The 20,592-nt window shown below is 44.5% G+C and carries 17 protein-coding genes, 1 tRNA gene and 1 pseudogene; 4 read left to right on the top strand and 15 right to left on the bottom strand.

What is annotated here, in order from left to right; all coding sequences use genetic code 11:
- Nucleotides 1-26 precede the first annotated feature (26 nt).
- Nucleotides 27-2,408, bottom strand: a complete 2,382-nt coding sequence (locus tag MY523_RS08185) for an ATP-binding protein (protein WP_250658296.1) — start codon at nucleotides 2,406-2,408, stop codon at nucleotides 27-29.
- Between the two features lie 156 nt (nucleotides 2,409-2,564).
- A complete protein-coding gene (locus MY523_RS08180; protein WP_250658295.1) occupies nucleotides 2,565-3,350 on the bottom strand; it encodes a hypothetical protein in 786 nt (261 codons plus the stop codon).
- A 183-nt stretch (nucleotides 3,351-3,533) separates the two neighbouring features.
- On the opposite strand from MY523_RS08180, the gene MY523_RS08175 reads away from it, so the two are divergent.
- A tRNA-Glu gene (locus MY523_RS08175) sits at nucleotides 3,534-3,609 on the top strand.
- Between the two features lie 307 nt (nucleotides 3,610-3,916).
- Nucleotides 3,917-6,097, top strand: coding sequence for a malate synthase G (locus MY523_RS08170; RefSeq protein ID WP_250658294.1), 2,181 nt, complete (start codon nucleotides 3,917-3,919; stop codon nucleotides 6,095-6,097).
- 65 nt (nucleotides 6,098-6,162) lie between these two features.
- On the opposite strand, the gene MY523_RS08165 is transcribed toward MY523_RS08170, so the two are convergent.
- The 8 genes and pseudogenes from MY523_RS08165 to MY523_RS08130 form a co-directional block, all read right to left on the bottom strand.
- The gene (locus MY523_RS08165; RefSeq protein ID WP_250658293.1) at nucleotides 6,163-6,723 is read right to left on the bottom strand and encodes a DUF7931 domain-containing protein; all 561 of its coding nucleotides are present in this window, start codon (nucleotides 6,721-6,723) and stop codon (nucleotides 6,163-6,165) included.
- A gap of 28 nt (nucleotides 6,724-6,751) precedes the next feature.
- Nucleotides 6,752-7,918, bottom strand: a complete 1,167-nt coding sequence (locus MY523_RS08160) for a cupin domain-containing protein (protein ID WP_250658292.1) — start codon at nucleotides 7,916-7,918, stop codon at nucleotides 6,752-6,754.
- Nucleotides 7,919-8,054: 136 nt separating this feature from the next.
- Entirely contained in the window at nucleotides 8,055-9,434 is a 1,380-nt protein-coding gene (gene purB, locus MY523_RS08155) for an adenylosuccinate lyase (RefSeq protein WP_250658291.1), read from the bottom strand.
- 162 nt (nucleotides 9,435-9,596) lie between these two features.
- Entirely contained in the window at nucleotides 9,597-10,223 is a 627-nt protein-coding gene (gene hflD, locus MY523_RS08150) for a high frequency lysogenization protein HflD (RefSeq protein WP_250658290.1), read from the bottom strand.
- A gap of 47 nt (nucleotides 10,224-10,270) precedes the next feature.
- On the bottom strand, nucleotides 10,271-11,365 hold the full coding sequence (mnmA, locus tag MY523_RS08145; RefSeq protein ID WP_250658289.1) for a tRNA 2-thiouridine(34) synthase MnmA: 1,095 nt from the start codon (nucleotides 11,363-11,365) through the stop codon (nucleotides 10,271-10,273).
- 159 nt (nucleotides 11,366-11,524) lie between these two features.
- Nucleotides 11,525-11,980: an NUDIX hydrolase gene (locus MY523_RS08140; protein ID WP_250658288.1), complete on the bottom strand. Its 456-nt coding sequence runs from the start codon at nucleotides 11,978-11,980 to the stop codon at nucleotides 11,525-11,527.
- 200 nt (nucleotides 11,981-12,180) lie between these two features.
- Nucleotides 12,181-12,810, bottom strand: a complete 630-nt coding sequence (locus MY523_RS08135; RefSeq protein ID WP_250658287.1) for a pseudouridine synthase — start codon at nucleotides 12,808-12,810, stop codon at nucleotides 12,181-12,183.
- A gap of 351 nt (nucleotides 12,811-13,161) precedes the next feature.
- Nucleotides 13,162-13,365, bottom strand: a pseudogene (locus MY523_RS08130) (cold shock domain-containing protein); the annotation flags it as partial.
- A gap of 365 nt (nucleotides 13,366-13,730) precedes the next feature.
- On the opposite strand from MY523_RS08130, the gene clpS reads away from it, so the two are divergent.
- Both clpS and clpA read left to right on the top strand, forming a co-directional pair.
- Nucleotides 13,731-14,090, top strand: coding sequence for an ATP-dependent Clp protease adapter ClpS (gene clpS, locus MY523_RS08125; RefSeq protein ID WP_250658286.1), 360 nt, complete (start codon nucleotides 13,731-13,733; stop codon nucleotides 14,088-14,090).
- Between the two features lie 86 nt (nucleotides 14,091-14,176).
- Nucleotides 14,177-16,447 (top strand): ATP-dependent Clp protease ATP-binding subunit ClpA, encoded by a 2,271-nt coding sequence (clpA, locus tag MY523_RS08120; protein ID WP_250658285.1) that lies wholly within the window; start codon nucleotides 14,177-14,179, stop codon nucleotides 16,445-16,447.
- 129 nt (nucleotides 16,448-16,576) lie between these two features.
- On the opposite strand, the gene infA is transcribed toward clpA, so the two are convergent.
- The 5 genes from infA to MY523_RS08095 all read right to left on the bottom strand — a co-directional run bounded on the left by infA (nucleotide 16,577) and on the right by MY523_RS08095 (nucleotide 20,568).
- The gene (gene infA / locus MY523_RS08115; RefSeq protein ID WP_250658284.1) at nucleotides 16,577-16,795 is read right to left on the bottom strand and encodes a translation initiation factor IF-1; all 219 of its coding nucleotides are present in this window, start codon (nucleotides 16,793-16,795) and stop codon (nucleotides 16,577-16,579) included.
- A 112-nt stretch (nucleotides 16,796-16,907) separates the two neighbouring features.
- The gene (locus MY523_RS08110; RefSeq protein ID WP_250658283.1) at nucleotides 16,908-17,630 is read right to left on the bottom strand and encodes an arginyltransferase; all 723 of its coding nucleotides are present in this window, start codon (nucleotides 17,628-17,630) and stop codon (nucleotides 16,908-16,910) included.
- Between the two features lie 37 nt (nucleotides 17,631-17,667).
- Nucleotides 17,668-18,396: a leucyl/phenylalanyl-tRNA--protein transferase gene (aat, locus tag MY523_RS08105; RefSeq protein ID WP_250658282.1), complete on the bottom strand. Its 729-nt coding sequence runs from the start codon at nucleotides 18,394-18,396 to the stop codon at nucleotides 17,668-17,670.
- Nucleotides 18,397-18,545: 149 nt separating this feature from the next.
- On the bottom strand, nucleotides 18,546-19,496 hold the full coding sequence (trxB, locus tag MY523_RS08100) for a thioredoxin-disulfide reductase (RefSeq protein ID WP_250658281.1): 951 nt from the start codon (nucleotides 19,494-19,496) through the stop codon (nucleotides 18,546-18,548).
- 166 nt (nucleotides 19,497-19,662) lie between these two features.
- Entirely contained in the window at nucleotides 19,663-20,568 is a 906-nt protein-coding gene (locus MY523_RS08095; RefSeq protein WP_250658280.1) for an AAA family ATPase, read from the bottom strand.
- Between the last annotated feature and the right edge of the window lie 24 nt (nucleotides 20,569-20,592).

The following is a 20,592-nucleotide window of genomic DNA, read 5'->3' as shown; positions in this document are numbered from 1 at the left end:
AGAACGGTGAGACAGGATAACTTGAATCAAGCGGTATTTTCGTTCGCGTTTTCAGGTTTTTCGATCCATTTTTTTAAGACTTCAAGCAACACATGGCGCTCGTAAGGTTTGGTGATATAGTCATCCATACCAGCGCTATAGCACTTCTCTCTGTCCCCGTGCATCACGTTAGCGGTAACCGCAATGATAGGAAGGCTTTCTTTTCTTAGCTCGGATCTTATGTACCTGGTTGCCTCGTACCCATCCATGATAGGCATATGGCAATCCATCAGTACGGCATCAAACGCGTGGGACTTTATTAGGTCTACGGCTTCCTGGCCATTGAAAGCAATCATGACTTGATAACCCAGCTTTGTAAGTATTGCCTTGGCAACCATTTGGTTGACCTGATTGTCTTCTACCAAGAGTATAGAGTGCCCCTGTGCTGTCACGGTATTACCAGTGCTACTTGACTGGGGGGCATTAGCTTCAAGCCCGATAGTCTTGAGTAATGTCTTTTCTAAATTAGCGCGACTATAAGGGGAGTGCAAATGAGCCCCGTAGAATATACGGTGCTGACTATCTTTGTTTGCTGCATAGTTTTTACCAGATATAAGTATCACTTGTTTAGACGAAACGGCATCACTTACCGTTTTTGATACTTCGGGTTCATCGATCAATACCAGTGTCTGCTTGGGGTTATCGATGGTGATATCTTGAGAACTAAGCGCCTTGGTATTTTGATACGTGATTACTTTTGTATCCAGCTCCCAGTAATGAAGCTGTTTTATCAGGTATGAGAATTGAGCATTATCCTCTTGGTATATTACTTCTAGGCTATAGGATTTCAGCTGTTTGTTTACTGCCGCCTGACTTGTGTTGATATCTATTTCAAGTGGGATTTTGGTAGTAAAACAACTTCCTTTACCTTCCACAGACTCGACTGTTAACTTTCCTTGCATATGTGTTACAAGTTGTCGGCAAAGAGCCAGGCCTAGGCCTGTGCCTCCATACTTTCGTGTCGTGTCAGAGTATGCCTGTGAGAATGGCGCAAATATTTTCTCCATTGCATCGGGGGATATGCCGATGCCAGTATCGATCACTTGAATAACAACATTCGCGTTCTCTTGGTATAGCTTAATTGTAACTATTCCGCTTTCAGTAAATTTAATGGCATTGCCCGTCAAATTGCTGACCACCTGTCTTATGCGGGTTGGGTCCCCATAAACAGCTTCCGGGAAGGCAGGGTCAATGTCGAGCGCCAGGTCGATGTGTTTGGCGTGGGCATTTTGTGCAAGTAAACTTGAGACCTCTTCTATGGTGTGCCTCAAGTCAAAACTGATGGTTTCGAGGGTTAGCTTTCCTGCTTCTACTTTCGATATATCGAGAATGTCATTTAAAAGGTCTAACAGGGACACGCCAGAATTGTAGGCAACATCGAGTTGTCGCTTTTGTCGGTCACTTAGTGGCTCTTCCATGGTTAAACTGATCATACCCAAGACGCCGTTAAACGGCGTTCTTATTTCATGGCTCATATTGGCAAGGAAGTCTGCGCGAGCGGTTGCTCTTCTGACCGCTTCTTCTTTCGCTACAACCAGTTCCTGATTACTTTTAATAAGTTGATCGTTTTTGTCTGAGAGTTCACGGGTTCTTGTCTCAACAATTTGCTCTAACTGCTCTGAATAGTTCTTAAGTCTTGATTCGGTTTTCCTAACCAGTTGAAGGCTTCGCTCGATAGTTTGTAGATGGTCGTTTGTGCTCTCTACAAGAATGCCGATTTCGTCATATTGGTGCCCTTTAGGAACAGGTAAACGAACCTTTTCGGGGGTTTCCGGGTCAACTTCACTAACGGAGTTGATTACCTTCAATAATGGCTTGGTTAGCATCAGGTAGAATACAAACAGAAGTAAGGCTGAAAGGGCCAGACTCTTGATAAAGCCGGATATTAAGGTAAATGCGGCCCGTTTCAGAAATGCAGTTCCAGCAGGGTAGGTATCAACAACGACATTCAGGTTCCCCAGGTCAACATCCGATAACTGCTGCACCGCCAGTCTTGTTGCGTAGTTACGTGTCGGGTCAAATAAAACATCGCTTAGCCATCGGTATGAAGAGTCTGTTAACTGCCGGTGCTTTCTTGCCAGTATGCGGTTATCAGTATCAATTATTTCTGCTTCGATAATCGACGGGTGTTTTAATAGACCATCAAGTAGCTCTTCTGCCAGGCGAGAGTCGATGTTATAAGCAATTTGAGACGCAGGTGTATGGCTGATGGTGATTAGAGCTTGAATGTCCTGGTCTAGTGCGTTTTTTTCATTTAGGTAATCCAACAGCACCTGGAACAAATTTAGAATCATGCCCAGCAGCAAAGCAACCAAGACTGTATTTCTGGCTAGCTTGAATGAAAGTCTGTTAGATAAGTTTATTTTCACTTAACACTTGATCCTATTGGCTTATTATCGTCCATGAGAGTCCTGCTATGTTGCCTCGACTCTGTTTGAATGCCGAGTAGGGGTTTAAATTTATTCTAAGTACAAATAGGTCGCTCAATTGATTGTAAATATGTGCAGAAAATATATCTAGGTGAACTAATCGTCATATGCGTTCTTTTTTTGCCAATCGTCGTCCTTGTCCAAATAATCGTCCCACTCTTTATTTAGCGACTCTTTTTCTGCTTCCGGGTTAACGGTGCCTTCCTTACCTTCTTTTTCAGCCGCCTCTTCGAGCTGTTTAATTTTAGCTTTATAGCCTGTCAGTGCTTTGATTGCGAGAGGGTTATCTTTAATACGCATCATTTCTGATATGGCATTATGATAGTTGTGAATTGCAACCCTTAGCTTCCCATTTTTTTGGGCCTCTTTTGCTTTTGTGATTGCAAGATCTGCCCGCACTTTTGATATTAGGTAGTTGATATAGGCAAGGTACTTATTGCTTGTTGATTTATCCAGTTTCTTGGTTGCTCTTTGCCGCTCTATAAATCGATAAAGGAGTTCGAGCAACTTACTGACTTCTTTAGACGTTGCTTCATCCTTAATGGGGACAGGTTTTGGTGTTTCTGTTGACTCCTGAACAGTCTTTAATGCTTGCTGATCATTTTTGATGTTTGACTGTATAGTAGGGTCGGGCTTGAGCGCCACTAATTCACTGAGGGTTTCGATACCCCGTTCAAGAATCATCACCCGCAGTTCCTTATTAAGGTACTGAGGAGGTATCTCGTTTATCAGCCGTTGAACTCTGCGATAGCGGTCTTGTAGCGCATTAGTCTTTCTGATTTTTTCTATCCGTGCTTTTTCGCGGGCTTGGCTAATAAACAGGAGCGAAATTGATCCCAATATAATAAGAATAATAATGATGGTGATAGCCGTGGCAGACATATTTTTAATCGTTTTCTCATATATGACAGTGTGTGTATGTCAGTATAGACTAATGTCTTGAAAAGACAGATGTTTACATTAAATATATGGAGTGCAGAAAGCATTCATAAATAGGCTTGACCTACAAAAAAACTGACGGTAGAATGCGCGCTTCCTTACTCGGTAAGACGTTCGGAAGATTGCGTCCCCATCGTCTAGAGGCCTAGGACACCGCCCTTTCACGGCGGTAACAGGGGTTCGACTCCCCTTGGGGACGCCACTTATTTTAAAAACCCGCATGATGTCTGTCATGCGGGTTTTTTAGTTTCTAAGTGTTAAAAAGTCATACTATGCAGCAATGAGACTGTCTGGGTGGTTCGCCTATCTATAGGATTTGTTGCTCGTTTCGTGTAAAATTCGCCCCCCTAACATATTGTATCGGAACTGAATGCACTATCGGTCTGGTAGCCGTATATGGGTTGTTTAAATTAAAGCAGCTATATATTGGTTCATTGCGAGTAGTTCAGATTGATAGTTTAAAACTGGTTTTAGTAAACCGTATAAGCAAATAATCGAGGCTTTGATAAATGACAGCACGTGTTCAAGTTGGTGGCCTACAGGTCGCAAAAGTTCTTTATGACTTTGTTAATGAAAAGGCTATTCCGGGAACTGGAGTTGATGCAGACAAATTTTGGTCAGAGTTTGACGCAATCGTTAAGGATCTTGCTCCAAAAAATAAAGCCTTGTTAGCCAAGCGTGATGAGCTTCAGGCAAAGATCGATGCATATCACCAGGAGCGTAAAGGCCAGCCACACAACGCAGCAGAGTATAAAGGATTTTTACAAGAGATCGGTTATTTGCTGCCAGAAGGTGAAGCGTTTGAAGCGACGACGCAGAATGTTGAGCCGGAAATCGCCGAAATGGCGGGTCCTCAGCTCGTTGTACCAGTAATGAATGCTCGCTTTGCGTTGAACGCTGCAAACGCACGCTGGGGTTCTTTGTATGACGGTCTATATGGCACCAATGCAATTCCTGAGGAAGATGGCGCGGAAAAAGGGCAGGGCTATAACCCCGTTCGTGGTAATAAAGTTATTGCCTATGCGCGTGACTTTCTTGATCAGGCTGCCCCGTTGGAAAGTGGATCACATAAAGACAGCACAAAGTATGCAGTTGTAGATGGCAAATTGGCGGTGACGCTCAATGATGGATCTACAGTAGGCTTGAAAGAAGAGGGTAAACTGCAAGGTTATACGGGTGATGCAGCAGCACCAACCGGAGTTCTTCTTAAAAATAATGGATTAAGGTTTGAGATTCAAATCGATGCGGATAGCCCAATCGGTAAAACGGATGCAGCAGGCGTTAAAGATGTATTGATGGAAGCTGCTTTAACAACCATTATGGATTGTGAAGACTCTGTCGCAGCAGTTGATGCTGAAGATAAGGTCGTTGTGTACAGTAACTGGCTCGGCTTAATGCAGGGTAACCTTGAAGAAGAAGTTACAAAGGGCGGAAAAACATTTACTCGCCGCATGAATGCCGACCGTGAGTATACTGGCTTAGACGGAAATGTATTTACAGTCAAAGGGCGCTCAATGCTGTTTGTCCGTAATGTCGGCCACTTAATGACTAACCCTGCGATTCTTGATAGCGAAGGAAATGAAGTGCCTGAAGGTATAATGGATGGCATGTTCACAACACTTATCGCTATTCATGACCTAAAAGGCAACTCGCCTGTTAAGAACTCTACGACAGGTTCGGTGAATATTGTTAAGCCAAAAATGCATGGGCCAGAAGAAGTGGCATTTGCCAATGAGTTGTTTGGCCGTGTTGAAGATGCACTCGAATTGCCACGATTCACCATGAAAATGGGGATAATGGACGAAGAGCGCCGTACCACTGTTAACCTTAAAGAGTGTATCCGTGCTGCTAAAGATCGCGTTGTCTTTATTAACACCGGGTTCCTGGATCGTACTGGCGATGAGATTCATACGTCAATGGAAGCTGGCGTTATTATTCCAAAGACTGTTATGAAGCAGCAGGAATGGATCAATGCCTACGAGGATTGGAACGTTGATACAGGTCTTGAAACAGGGCTTCAAGGGCGTGCTCAAATCGGCAAGGGCATGTGGCCGATCCCGGATGAGATGGGAATGATGATGGAGCAGAAGATTGCTCACCCTAAAGCAGGTGCTAACACTGCCTGGGTTCCTTCTCCAACTGCTGCTGCACTTCATGCGGTTCATTATCATCAGGTTGACGTGTTTAAGACTCAGGATGCGCTTAAGTCTCGAGAGCATGCGTCAGTCGATGCCATTTTGAATATTCCGGTTATGGAAGATCCAGGTGTGCTGACGGCTGAGGAAATCCAAAAAGAACTGGATAACAATGCTCAAGGTATTCTTGGTTATGTTGTTCGCTGGATTGACGCCGGTGTTGGTTGCTCTAAAGTGCCAGATATCAATGATGTAGGCTTAATGGAAGATCGCGCGACGTTGCGTATTTCATCTCAGCATATGGCCAACTGGTTAAGACATGGTGTGTGTTCAGAAGAGCAGGTAATGGAAACAATGAAGCGTATGGCGGGTGTTGTTGATCGTCAAAACGCGAATGATCCAAATTACATCAAGATGGCTGGAAACTTTGACGACAGCGTGGCGTTTCAGGCTGCTGTTGAGTTGGTGATTGAGGGTACTAAACAGCCAAATGGCTATACCGAACCCGTTCTTCACCGTCGCCGTATTGAGTTGAAGGCTAAATTAGCTGGTTAACCATTTTCAGCATCTGCTGTAAATGGTCTTGTAAAAAACCGCATCGATGATGCGGTTTTTTTATGTCACAACTTTAACTCTCGAAGCTCTGTTGAAGCCAGGCCATAGCTCCATAAGTTATCGAAAATTTCTGAAAGCTGTTTATTGCGCCCGGCACTATTGAAATTTGCAAAGCCCTCATAGATTGAATTCTCTTTCTGGTAGATGACGCCATAACGGTCAGCAAGAACCATTGCTGATTCGTCATAGGGATATGCTTTGTTGATTACTTTTAAATGAATGCTGCTGGGAAGGCGACGCATGAGCTCAATCAGCCGGTGGCTGCTGGCTACAAGAGGCCGTTCATCGACAATGAGGAGTTGAACTTCAGACCTTGAATTGGATCTGGCAAGTTCTGACAGGGCACCTCTTATCGGCTCGTTATCATATATCTCACGGTTTAAGTGGTGGCTTAATATTTTAACTTTGTGAGTGGCCTGGCACAGCATTGAGGCCGTTAACCGCTTTTGTTCTTCAGGGTTAGAAAACAGCTGTGTGCTCTGGTCTTCGCCAAGCCTAAGAAGCTTGTTGCCTGGTGCCTTTTCGTTATTATCCTGTGCTTCGAAACGCGTGCTTTTCTCGATCATTTTTATAACCGTAACGATAAAGATTAAGTTATGCCTCTTCCAAGTAAAGATGACCTCCATTAATTAATTCTAGTAGAAGATCAAATTGCTTTCCTGTCACTATTTTATCGGAAATTTCTTTAACAGGGATTTGGTTAGCGCCGCAGATGAGCTTGATCAAAGGCTCATCCGCTCGGCATAGTTGCTGTTCTACACCGTCATAGAATAATTTTATCTGACCGGATTTATCATTTGGCTGATAGTAGCTGAATCGAGAGCCCTCGTTCCAGCGTATGAATCCAGACTCAGACAAGTAGTCCCTCAACTCCTCTTTATCGAACGTTTCTTCCAGGGGTTCTACAATGTGCTCAGATTTGGGCTCAGTGCTGTATTGCCCAAACCAATCTGAAATAGAGTCTTCGTTTATGTAACTGGAAATAATGTTTTTGATGTCTGTTATGACGTCCGGGTTTATCTCACCTGAATTTGTTTGCAGTTTAAGATTAGGGTCATCGAGGTGATGCTCTTTGGTTATCATGCTGCAAACGTGGTCAGTGTAAGCGCTTAGTATTTGTTCATGACTTGGTGATCGCAGGCCAATGGAGAGGGTAATGCAGTCACCAAGTGAAACACCGTGATGCGCTATCTGGGGTGGGAGATAGAGCATGTCACCAGGTTCCAAAACCCAGTCATTCACGGTCTCAAACTCATGTAGTATTCTGAGAGGCGTGCCTTCAACTCTCCTTGAATTCTCATCGCAGTGCTGTCCGGTTAGCCATTGTCTCTTTCCCTGTGCTTGTAGAAGGAACACGTCATAGTAGTCATAATGAGGGCCAACGCTTCCATGTAAGGGGGCATAGCTGGCCATGATATCGTCGATGCGCCAGTTTGGAATAAAGCGAAACAGGTTTAGCAGGTCTGACACCTCAGGAACCACCGCATCAAGGCCTTGTACGAGTAATGTCCAGTGTGTTTCAGGAAGTTGCTTGAAGTCTGTTTCGTTAAATGGCCCATGCAATGGATGCCAAGGCTGTCCATTATGGTTTTCGATGACGATTCTGGACTCTGTGTCCGGTTCGCATGCCAGGCCTGCCAGTTCGTCAGGTGAGATAGGGCTATGAAATCCGGGGATTGCCTGGCGGATCAGAAGTGGTTTTTTTTGCCAGTACTCGTTTAAAAATTCCTCGGCGCTAATGCTGCCCAACACATTGATCATGAGGTTGCCTTCTAGGTCTTGGTTATGCCCGAAACCGACGAACACGGGTTTGGTAAGCTGCCGTTGGCGAGAGAGTAAGCTCTTTTGAATGCCAGAGCTTACTCGTTTGGATTGTTAACACTCAGTTAGAGGTGTGCTAGATGGCTTTAGCTTGTTCAATAGCGTTGCCGATATAGCTGGCAGGCGTAAGTTCTATTAGCTCATCTTTGGCTGACTGAGGAATTTCAAGTGAGTTGATAAACTCCTTGATTGTTTCCTGGTTCATCTCTTTGCCGCGGGTCAGTGCCTTTAATTTTTCATAGGGCTTTTCGATATTGTAACGGCGCATGACTGTTTGGATGGGTTCCGCCATCACTTCCCAGCACTCGTTGAGATCTTCAAGTAGCCTAATCGGGTTAATCTCAAGCTTTCCAAGTCCTTTGAGTGTAGATTGGTATGCAATAACGCTATGGGCTAAACCTACCCCCAGATTGCGCAGTACAGTAGAGTCTGTCAGGTCTCGTTGCCAGCGAGAAATAGGCAGCTTGCTTGCAAGATGATTAAGTACCGCATTAGCAATGCCAAGGTTCCCTTCGGAGTTTTCGAAGTCGATAGGGTTAACTTTGTGCGGCATTGTAGACGAGCCTACTTCACCCTCTACGGTTTTTTGCTTGAAGTAACCCACTGAAATATAGGCCCAAATATCACGATCCAGATCGATTAGAATGGTGTTGAATCTGGCAATTGCGTCGTACAGCTCGGCAATATAGTCATGCGGCTCTATCTGGGTGGTGTAAGGGTTAAAGGTTAAGCCCAGCGACTCTACAAATGTTTTTGCGTTTTGTTCCCAGTCAACGTCAGGGTAGGCTGACAGGTGGGCGTTGTAGTTGCCTACTGCGCCATTAATTTTCCCGAGAAATTCAACGGACTTTATCTGTGTAAGTTGTCGCTGGAGTCTGGCTACAACATTGGCCAGCTCTTTACCAGTTGTCGTTGGCGAGGCTGTCTGTCCGTGTGTTCTGGACAGCATGGGTTGTTCAGCAAACTCAATAGCGAGCGCTTTTAAGTCATCGATGACTTGCTCCATGTAAGGGATTACGCACTCGCTCATGCCATTTTTGAGAATTAAACCGTGAGATAGGTTGTTAATGTCTTCTGAGGTGCAGGCAAAGTGAACGAACTCAGAAATTGCAGCGAGTTGTGGGTGCTGCTCTTTGACGGCTTCGAACTTTTCTTTAATGAGGTACTCAACTGCTTTAACGTCGTGGTTGGTTGTACGCTCAATGGTTTTAACTCGTTCGGCATCTTCTAAAGAAAAGTTTGAAACGATATTGTCGAGAAAGCTGTTGGTGGCTTCGTCAAACGGTGAAACTTCAACAATCTCAGGGTGGTTTGCCAGTTGCTGGAGCCAGCGGATTTCAACTTCTACCCTGAATCTGATCAAACCGAATTCGCTGAATATGGAACGCAGGCTTTTTACTTTACTGCCATAACGGCCATCGATAGGGGAAACTGCGGTGAGAGAAGAAAGCTCCATTAAAAACTCGCTTATTTAAAGTGGTAATGAATTTGGGGCGCAATGATACTATAAATTGCGATATTGATGCTATAGATAGCCCGCTGTGGCCTTTAAGTACGCGCTGACAACCTTCTCGGGCTGGTTAGGATTATTGGTTGACTTGTGCCAGGCTGCAAGTGGTTACTGCTGTTCGCGGGTCAGGCGGTCAACAGATGCTTCAATGGCCTTTCTTTTTAACAGTAAATTCCATCTTCTGCCCCCGGTTTGCCGCCAGAGTATTGCTGAGCGTATGCCCGTAAGCAGGGTAGCGCGGATTAATGCAGCATTGTGTGACACTTTAAGAAAGTCGGGTTTTCCAGTGACTTGTATTCTCAGATTAAATGTACTGATTGTGTCTATGTACAGCGATGCCAGGTTGTGAATTACGTTTTCATGTAGAATAGAAAAGTGCTCGGCTTGGCCTTTTGCTTGGTCGATGCGCTTACCAATGATATTCAGCATTTCCGGTTTTTTACGTAATTTCCCCTCTAGGTGTATTAAACTAAGTGCATAGCGAATGACTTCGACGTTCTTTTGTCCCGCGTCTTTTTGCAATATTTGTTTGAGGGTATTCAGCCCGAGCACAATCCCATTTAAATCGCCATAGACTGACAGCGTTGTATCTGGGTCGGTAACAAACAGGCTGTTAATAGACGACTCTAATGCGGGTTTATCATATTTTGATGTTTGAGCAATCTGGTGAACGAGTGCAGCTGCTTGAAAAACTCCAGCAAGTGCGATGACTTGTTCATCGATAGTGTGGTTCAAAGTAAACCTCTTTTTTGTTATATATAAAACAGTAGCTTATGCGTTGTTTATAATGTTGATTCTATAATACTGCCTCCCAGGCACTTATCCCCATCATAGATCACAAGAGACTGTCCTGGCGTAATGGCTCTTTGTGGCTGATCAAAGGTAACCACAATTTCATTTGAATCTCCCAGGGTGACTGTGCAGGCCTGGTCGGGTTGTCTGTAGCGAGTTTTAGCTACGCACTTCAACGGAAGCCCTGGATGATCACTGTTAATCCATTCAATGCGCTGCGCAGTCAGTGCGGAGGAGAACAGTAAAGGGTGGTTCTTTCCTTGTACAACAAGTAATTCGTTCTTTTCCAGGTTTTTTTGGGCAACATACCAAGGGGCTTCTCCGTGGGATTGAAGACCTCCTATGCCTAGCCCTTGTCTTTGACCTATTGTGTGATACATAAGTCCCTGGTGCTGGCCTATGATTTCGCCGTCTTCGGTCACTATGTTTCCGGGTTGGGCAGGAAGATACTGTTGCAGGAAGTCTTTAAATTTTCGCTCCCCAATAAAGCATATTCCTGTACTGTCTTTTTTGTCATGGGTGATAAGGTCATGCTCAAGAGCGAGTCTTCTAACGTCTGGTTTCTCGAGCTCACCTACCGGGAACAGTGTTTTTTCAATTTTGTCTTCTGAAACCAGGTGCAGAAAATAGCTTTGATCTTTATTGCTATCGAGCCCTTTGAAGAGGCAGGCGTGACCATCGACGACTTTTTTTCGAACATAATGCCCAGTGGCTATATAGTCTGCGCCCAGTGTTAATGCATAATCGAGAAATGCCTTAAATTTAATCTCTTTATTGCACAAAATATCGGGGTTTGGGGTTCTGCCAGCTTTGTACTCAGCAAGAAAGTACTCAAATACTCTATCCCAATACTCAGCGGCAAAGCTTGCTGTATGCAGTTTGATCCCCAGTTTGTCGCTGACGGCCTGGGCATCTTCCAGATCTTGCATCGCGGTGCAGTAGTCAGTGCCATCGTCTTCATCCCAGTTCTTCATGAACAGGCCTTCAACTTGATAACCTTGCTGTTGTAGAAGAAGGGCTGATACTGACGAATCTACGCCGCCCGACATGCCGACGATAACTCTGGTATTTTCTGGGATACTCATACAGTCTATAGTTCAATTATTAAAAGGATCGAAAGTGAATAGGCAATTAACATGGGGGCTGAAGCCAAAAATACAAGCCTGGAACCTATTCTAACGATTGGGCTCTGTTTATGTTAGCTCTTTTAACAAAAAGCCTGGTTTTTAGACGGAGCGGGTGTTTCATATTTTTGCGGCTGGTGTTTCGTAGATTATAGAAAGAGGGTAGCGCCTGTTATCACGGAAATCATCGATGCAGCGTTTTACAAGTGGGCTCCTCAGTTGGTTTTCGATTGCGGTTACTTCATCATAGGTTAGCCAATGCTCTGATATTATGTCAGAGTCAAGCTCGTCAGAGACCTTCTGTATCGCCTTTGCAGAAAAACAAATCCGGTAATAAGTCACTCCGTTAGCCGGGGCTTTATATGTGTAAAGGCCAATGACAGACTCAAGTTCTACTTCCCAGCCGCTCTCTTCAAGCGTTTCCCTGATGGCTGCATCAAGTATTGATTCACCTTCCTCTACGTGGCCTGCAGGTTGGTTGAAGACTATCTCTCCATGGCTGCGCTCTTTTACAAGTAAAAACTTACTGTCCTTTTCTACAACAACAGCAACGGTTGCATGAGGTGTCCAAGTCATAATGGTCTCTTCAATATTTGTTAGTATGAGAGCTTTGCACGACTACTGCGCTTACAAATACAGCGTTAAAAAATGACTCAAAATGGTGCGCTCTCCTGGGTCGACCGGGACTTATAGACCATAAACTGCGCTTTTTCGTCATGTTTTGCCTTGTCTTTGATTCGCTCATAACGTCGTACAAAGCTCTCAGTATATTTTAACTAATTTTTCTTTTTTGATGGTTGATATGTGCGCTTATTCGGTCGCGGTGGGTGGTACTTTTGCTGAGTTTTTTTAGTTGTAGCGGGTATATTTATTTGCGTACTCGAGTGCTCGCCAGGCTTTAAGTGGTCAATAGTCCAGTCGCCAATACTATACCTAATGAGGCGCAAGGTAGGGTGGCCGATTGCGGCGGTCATTCGTCTAACCTGCCTGTTCTTTCCTTCAGTGATGGTTAATGATATCCATGAAGTCTGATCGTTTTTACGTTGCCTAATGGGAGGGACTCTTGCCCAGATATTTGGCTCTGGAATTAGTTTTGCCTTAGCGGGGGCCGTTTTACCGTCTTTCAGATCTACACCGCTTCTTAGTAAGGCAATACTCTCACAACTTGGCGTCCCTTCGACCTGCACCCAGTACGTTTTGGGAAGCTTCTGCTTTGGGTCTGTTATTCTATGCTGAAGAGAGCCATTGTCTGTAAGAAGCAGAAGGCCTTCTGAGTCATAGTCGAGTCGACCCGCTGGATATACGTTTTTAGTGTTTATGTAGTCGGCCAGGGTGGCACGGTTGTTGTCGTCAGTGAATTGCGACAAGACGTTAAACGGCTTGTTTAACAGTATGAGAAGGGCCATATTTTTGCGCTGCTGTAGATTATGTGTAGAGGGGCGGCTCAAATGTTTGATGTTATGAATCTTAGCACGGGCTATGCGTAAAATAAGTGCCTAAATAACTGAATGCCACCAATATAATTGAAAAGGCTGACTCTAGGGCGCGAGGGGCGGTTTAGCTAGAGGAATAACAAATAAGCCGCACTACAGCCTCCCGTATAACTGGGTGTGGGCAATCCACTACGTCTCGGGTAGTGGATTTATGGTTTCGGGGTGTTAAGCGGAAATTGCAATGCTGCCCGTATTGCCTTCACTATCTGTCGACGGTTTTTCAGCAGATGTCTCAGCGGCTTTTATCGGCGTCGGTTGTTGAACCTCCAGCGAAGAAATATTCACTGCGTGAATACCTTTACCTGCTACTTGTTTTTCGAAAACAACTTTTTGACCTGCTTTAAGTGTTTTATACCCTTCCATCTGGATTGATGAAAAGTGAGCAAAAAGGTCTTCGGTGCCTCCTTCCTCAATAATAAAACCATAGCCTTTTGAATTATTGAACCACTTAACTGTACCTACAGGCATAATCGACTCCCTTGTCTGATCTTTTATTGCCGGCACTGAATTTAATGCCTAATGTTATTTTTATTTATTTCAGAATGGTAAATTCCAGAAACAGTACTGTTACTTTTTACCATAATTGGCCGTTAGTCAAGGGCAGAATGGTAAGTTTTGGCGATTTGACTGTAGTATTTTTTACATTTGGACTATTAAGGTTCGGGCATAGGGTTTATATTTCTTATTTAGCCCCAAATACTAAAGAAGAGAATATTTAGAGCTCGGTGTATTGATGGGCCTTATCTGGGCTTTTTGTGGTGTTTCTATTAAGTGTCTTTTGAGCGCTTTTGAAAATGCAAATTCAGTAAAATTGTAAAAATTAACGTTGAGCTATGAGTACTTTTGAAAATAGTCTACTAATATTAAATCAAGAGGGTGATCATCAGCATGATCGAGAAGGGGGGCTGGCAGTAGCGCCAAGCAAACCTGCTCTTAGAAGGCCATCTATGTATAAAGTGGTCTTGCTGAATGATGACTACACACCAATGGACTTTGTGGTAGAAATACTGACAACGTTTTTTGGTATGAATGAAGAGAAGGCCACACAGGTAATGCTGGCCGTACACACACAAGGTAAAGCGGTATGTGGTGTGTTTACGCGAGATATAGCCGAGACAAAGGCTGCGCTGGTAAACCAGTACTCATCAGAGTGTGAGCACCCATTGTTGTGCGAAATAGAGAAAGTGGATTAAAGAGCTTGCTCAGTTTCCATAACCTCTACTAAAACATAATAATGGACACATAACTTGAGAATAATTAGCACTACTTGGGGTGAACGATGCTAAGCAAAGACCTCGAACTTACACTTAATACAGCATTTAGGAGTGCCAGAGAGAAGCGTCATGAGTTTATGACGGTTGAGCATTTGCTACTCGCGCTTCTGGATAACGATGACGCAATAAAAGTGCTTGGCGCTTGTGCTGCTGATTTATCTTTATTAAGAAACGAACTGGTTGAGTTTGTTGACTCTACGACGCCGCTGATTCCGACGAGTGATGACGATAGGGAAACTCAGCCGACTCTCGGTTTTCAGCGGGTGTTGCAGAGAGCTGTATTCCATGTCCAGTCCTCTGGCAAAAAAGAAGTAACCGGCGCCAATGTGCTGGTTGCAATATTTAGCGAGCAGGAAAGCCAGGCCGTATACGTTCTGAAAAAACAGAATGTGGCACGTATTGATGTCGTGAATTTCATATCTCATGGGATTTCCAAAGTACCAGGGCATCATGATCATGACCACGAACACCCCGGTGAGAATGAAAACCAGGAAGAAGTCACAGAAGACGGAACAGCAGCAAACCCTCTGGAAAGTTTTGCAACCAATCTGAACGAGTTGGCAAATAAAGGAAGGATCGACCCTTTAATTGGCCGAGAGTCCGAGGTCGAGCGTGTTGTTCAGATACTTTCAAGGCGGCGCAAAAACAACCCACTGTTGGTCGGTGAAGCCGGTGTTGGTAAAACAGCAATTGCAGAAGGGTTGGCGAAGAAAATAGTAGATGGTGATGTGCCGGATATTATAGCGGATGCTGATGTTTACTCGCTGGATTTGGGAGCGCTGTTAGCGGGTACCAAGTACCGTGGTGATTTTGAAAAACGATTCAAGCAGTTGTTGGCTGAATTGAAGAAGCAGGATCACGCCATCTTATTTATTGATGAAATACACACCATAATCGGTGCAGGCTCAGCGTCAGGAGGTGTGATGGATGCGGCCAACTTGCTGAAGCCACTATTGAGTTCTGGTGAGATTCGATGCATCGGTTCTACTACGTTCTCTGAGTTTAGGGGGATTTTTGAAAAAGATAGTGCGCTGGCACGACGTTTTCAGAAGATTGATGTGAATGAACCTGATGTCGAAGACACCTATAAGATTCTAAAGGGGTTAAAGACACAATTTGAAGCGCATCATGACCTAAAGTACACCGACAAAGCGCTTAGAGCGGCATCTGAGCTGGCTGATCGCTATATTACTGATCGTCATATGCCTGATAAGGCGATTGACGTTATTGATGAAGCGGGTGCTAGTCAGCGGCTGAAGCCTGCCAACAAGCGTAAAAAGGTGATAGGTGTTCAGACTATTGAAGATATTGTTGCTTCTATAGCGAGAATTCCACCGAAAAGTGTGTCAACGTCAGATAAGGATCAGCTGAAAAATCTTGAGCGTGATTTGAAGATGGTTGTGTTTGGTCAGGATCCCGCTATCGAGTCATTGTCGACGGCTATAAAGCTGGCCAGAGCTGGTCTCAAGTCGGTTGAGAAACCTGATGGTGCATTTTTATTCTCAGGTCCTACCGGAGTTGGTAAGACTGAGGTGACAAGACAGCTATCGAAAGTGCTGGGTATTGAACTGGTTCGATTCGATATGTCCGAATATATGGAGAGACATACTGTTTCTCGCTTGATCGGGGCACCCCCAGGTTATGTTGGTTTTGACCAGGGTGGTCTATTGACCGAAGCAGTTAACAAAAGCCCTCATTGTGTTTTGTTGCTGGACGAAATTGAAAAGGCGCACCCTGAAGTATTCAACTTGTTGTTGCAGGTAATGGATCATGGCACGCTGACTGATAATAATGGAAGGAAAGCCGATTTCCGTCATGTGATCTTGGTCATGACAACTAATGCCGGGGCTGATCTGATTAGCAGGCGCTCTATGGGCTTTAGTGAGCAAGATAACAGTACAGACGGGCTGGAAGCTATCAACAAAATGTTCACGCCAGAGTTTAGAAACAGGCTTGATGGCATTATTCAATTTGCACCGTTGGCCAAATCATCGATTACTTATGTTGTCGATAAGTTCTTAACGGAATTACAGGCTCAGCTTGACGACAAACGTGTGGTTTTGCATGTTGATAACGAAGCAAAACTGCTATTGGCAGAGCGTGGTTACGATGTCAATATGGGAGCGAGACCGATGGCGAGAGTGATACAGGATGTTATCAAGAAGCCTTTGGCAGAAGAGATCTTGTTTGGCGATCTGTCCGAAGCGGGTGGAGATGTGTTTGTAACGGTAAGGGATGGTGAGATTGTCTTTAATTATGAGGCTGTAGCAGTTTAGCTTCTATATAGATCAGGCAAAAAAGTAGATAAAAGAAAAGGGTGCGAACGCACCCTTTTTAATTCTAACCGTTAAAATTAATTGAACACGGTTTTCGTACTAATGTATTCAGATCTTAACGTCTAGGTATTAACGCGCTCTGTATACTATACGGCCTTTACTCAGATCGTAAGGCGTTAGTTCTACTTTCACTTTGTCGCCAGTCAGGATTCGAATATAGTTCTTTCTCATCTTGCCGGAAATGTGAGCCGTTACGATGTGGCCGTTTTCCAGTTCTACACGAAACATGGTGTTTGGAAGGGTATCGACAATTGTCCCTTCCATTTCGATCACGTCTTCCTTCGCCATTAAGCAAAAACCTCGTTCAACAATTCGGTCAGAAGCAATGGTCTAATTGACCACGGCCTGAAAAGAGCGACATTTTGCCTGAATTAGATTGAATTGGCAAAATATTTGTTGATTAAATGGTTTTATCAGGGTTATAGAGAGTCCACTGGCCATTTATTAAGAATTCGACGGGCTTATAGAGTGTTTTATACTCCATTTTACGGCAGTTTTTGATCCAGTAGCCCAGATAGAGATGATTTAGAGCGCGGCGTTTACACTCTTCAATCTGCCATAAAATTGAAAAAACGCCCAAACTTCTATCTGACGACGCTGGGTCAAAGTATGTATAGACCGATGAAAGGCCATCAATCAGCTCATCAATGACGGACACACCAATCAATTCGCCCTTATATTTAAATTCCAGAAAAAATGTTCCCGGGTTGCATTCCACTAAAAAGGATCGATATTGCTCTTCATTGGGCGGATACATATCTCCGTCCGAATGCCGTGCAATAATATATTTCTCATAAAGGTCGTAATGCTTCTGGTAAAATTCCGGGGGGGTTATTGATGTTTCGATGCCGATATTTTTCTTTAGGTTTCTCTTTTGATTGCGACTTGGTGTAAAGCTATTTACCGGGAGCCTGATTGGGATACACTCTTGGCATTGCCCGCAATGCGGCCGATAGTAGTGGTTTCCACTTCGCCTAAAACCAAGCACTGACAGCTTGGAGTATAGATCTTTATTGATCTTTGCCCTGGGGTCTACGAACATGGTTGTTGCCTTTTTTCCTTCAAGGTAACTGCAGTCATGTTCTGGCGTTGCATAGAAAATAAGTGTTTGAAGGCTAGACACAGTAAACCACTCTCACTATTTTAGACCACTTGAACCACTATTTTTGATCACTTGCACCCGTATTTCTTGGCCACTCCCAATCAAATGCCCATTTGTGTTGAGCAGGGTGAGCATTAACGTTGTTATCTAGTATAGTTTGAAATTCCGTGCGTTGAATAGTTTCTGCACCAAGGGTCAGTAGGTGTGGGTTTTGAACCTGGCAATCAATGATACTGTAGCCCCAGCTATCTAGCTGCTTACATAGATAGACAAACGCAATTTTTGATGCGTCGGTGGCATATGAAAACATAGACTCTCCAAAAAAACACCGGCCGATGCTAAGCCCATAAAGACCGCCAATTAGCTGGCCCTCTTGCCATACTTCTACTGAATGAGCGACGCCTCGTTGGTGTAAGGCAATGTATGCCTCGAGCATGTCTTCTGTAATCCAGGTTCCGGCTTCTTCGCTACGTGAGTCTGAGCAGCATTGAATAACGGCCGGAAAATCCTTATCGAACGTAACGGTAAAGCTTTGCTTGTTAAGTTTTTTTCTAAGGCTTCTGGATATGTGGACTTTCTTGGGAAAAATGACGCAGCGAGGATTAGGTGACCACCAAAGTATTGGTTGATCGTCGCTAAACCAGGGGAATATTCCTTTTTTGTAGGCTTTAATGATACGGCTTGGAGAAAGGTCTCCACCCGCTGCCAACAAACCATCCGGGTCGGTCAAGGCGGTAGAGGGATCAGGGAACTCAAGAGAACTTGTTAGCCAGGGAATATGAGACATAAATGTTGCGATCTATATTACAAGAGCTGGTCTTGTATAAATAAAAGCCTGATAGTCAGAAAGAGATTATTTATCTCCCTCTGACTATGCACTTAAAGCCCAAGTACGTTAAACCTGGCTACTTAAAGTCAAAGCACTTGAAACCCGGTTTATTCCGAGTCCAGGAATTTTTCAGCGTCAAGTGCTGCCATGCAGCCAAACCCTGCTGATGTGATGGCTTGACGGTAAACCTGATCGGTTACGTCTCCCGCTGCGAACACCCCTGGAACGCTGGTCGCGGTCACATTCCCGTTCAGACCGGTTTTGATCGTAAGGTAGCCATTGCTCATCTCAAGCTGTCCTTCGAAAAGATCGGTGTTGGGTTTGTGTCCAATTGCAATAAAAACGCCTGATAGATCGAGATCTTCCGTTTCTCCGCTTTCCGTGCGCTTGATTCTGATTCCGGTTACACCGGTCTCATCACCCAACACCTCATCAAGTGTTGTGTTCCATTCAATCTTTATATTGCCGTTTTTGGCTTTTTCAAATAACTTGTCCTGTAAAATCTTCTCGGAGCGAAGCTTGTCTCTTCGGTGAATAAGCGTGACCTCGCTTGCGATATTCGAAAGATATAGTGCTTCTTCAACGGCTGTGTTACCGCCACCAATAACGGCGACCTTTTTGTTTCTGTAGAAAAAACCATCGCAGGTAGCGCATGCACTAACACCTTGCCCCTGGAATTTCTCTTCGGATTCAAGTCCGAGATATTGTGCAGATGCCCCAGTAGCGATTATTAATGCATCACATGTGTAGGTGCCTGAATCACCTTTTAATGTAAACGGGCGTGAGGATAGGTCAGCTTCGTTTATGTGATCAAAAATAACTTCGGTGTCAAATCGCTCTGCATGCTCTTGCATGCGCTGCATCAATTCAGGGCCTTGAACGCCTTGGGCGTCACCCGGCCAGTTGTCGACATCAGTCGTTTGAGTCAGCTGGCCACCTGCCTGAATACCTGTAACGATAACAGGGTTTAGATTAGCCCTGGCTGCGTATACTGCTGCGGTATAGCCGGCAGGGCCGGACCCTAGAATTAGTGTTTTACAATGCTTAACTGCGCTCATGGGGGTCTATCTTCTCCGAGTAATGTTGGTCTAGCAGGTGGTGCGATAATAAATGATCGTGGCCATTCGCGTCAAAGTAGTCGCTGCTTGGACATAACCTGTGTGCCATTGCCATGGGCTTGAAACTAAACTGTTCTCAAGCTAATGCTATTAGATGGGTTCTATATTAGAAAATATCAACAGTTTGAATAATTTTATTTGATGCGGCTTGGCTTATTGAGCTATTAGAACCGAGTCTATGCTCAACGACACTGGGCAGAACGGCTTGAACATCATCCGGTAATACGCTATTTCGCCCTTCGACTAGGGCCCATGCCTTTGACGCCTTAAGTAACGCTAGTCCGCCTCTGGGAGACAGCCCTTGACCGTAAGGTGCGTTTTCCCGAGTATATAGAATTATTCGCTGTATATAATCAATTAACGGTTCTGTAGCAGTAATGCTGTCAACTTTTGTCTGGAGCTCAACCAGCGAGTCATATGTTAGCAGCGTCGACAGGGTTTTGATTATATCCCTTCGGTCTACGCCGAGGAGTAACTCTTTTTCTGATTGAGGAGCCGGGTAGCCTAGACTAATTCTCATTAGAAAACGGTCGAGTTGTGATTCTGGAAGCGGGTATGTTCCAGACTGCTCTAGAGGGTTTTGGGTAGCTATAACAAAGAAGGGAAGTGGTAACGACCTGGTTACACCTTCAATCGTAACCTGGCGCTCCTCCATTGCTTCTAAAAGAGCGCTCTGTGCTTTAGGGGTCGCTCTGTTTATTTCGTCTGCAAGCACTATTTGAGAAAAAACGGGGCCAGGGTGAAAAACAAACTCGGCCTTGTTCTTGTCGAATATATTGATACCCAGTAGATCAGACGGCAAAAGGTCACTGGTAAACTGAATTCTGTTGTAGCTTAGGCCAAGGCAGCTTGCGAGTGCATGAGACAGTGTGGTTTTGCCAAGTCCGGGTATATCTTCGATTAGAAGATGGCCTTTTGCCAGTAAGCAAGTAAGCGCAAGTTTTACTTGATGACTTTTTCCAAGCAGTACCGTGTTAAGTGTGTCTATCGTTTGTTTTAGTGGATTAGACATGGTTGTCCCTATTTCTTAAAGGAT

It is taken from the genome of Alkalimarinus coralli, from assembly GCF_023650515.1.
GTDB lineage: Bacteria > Pseudomonadota > Gammaproteobacteria > Pseudomonadales > Oleiphilaceae > Alkalimarinus > Alkalimarinus coralli.
Note: the sequence above shows the minus strand (reverse complement) of the source record. Positions and strands in the feature narration are given on the sequence as shown.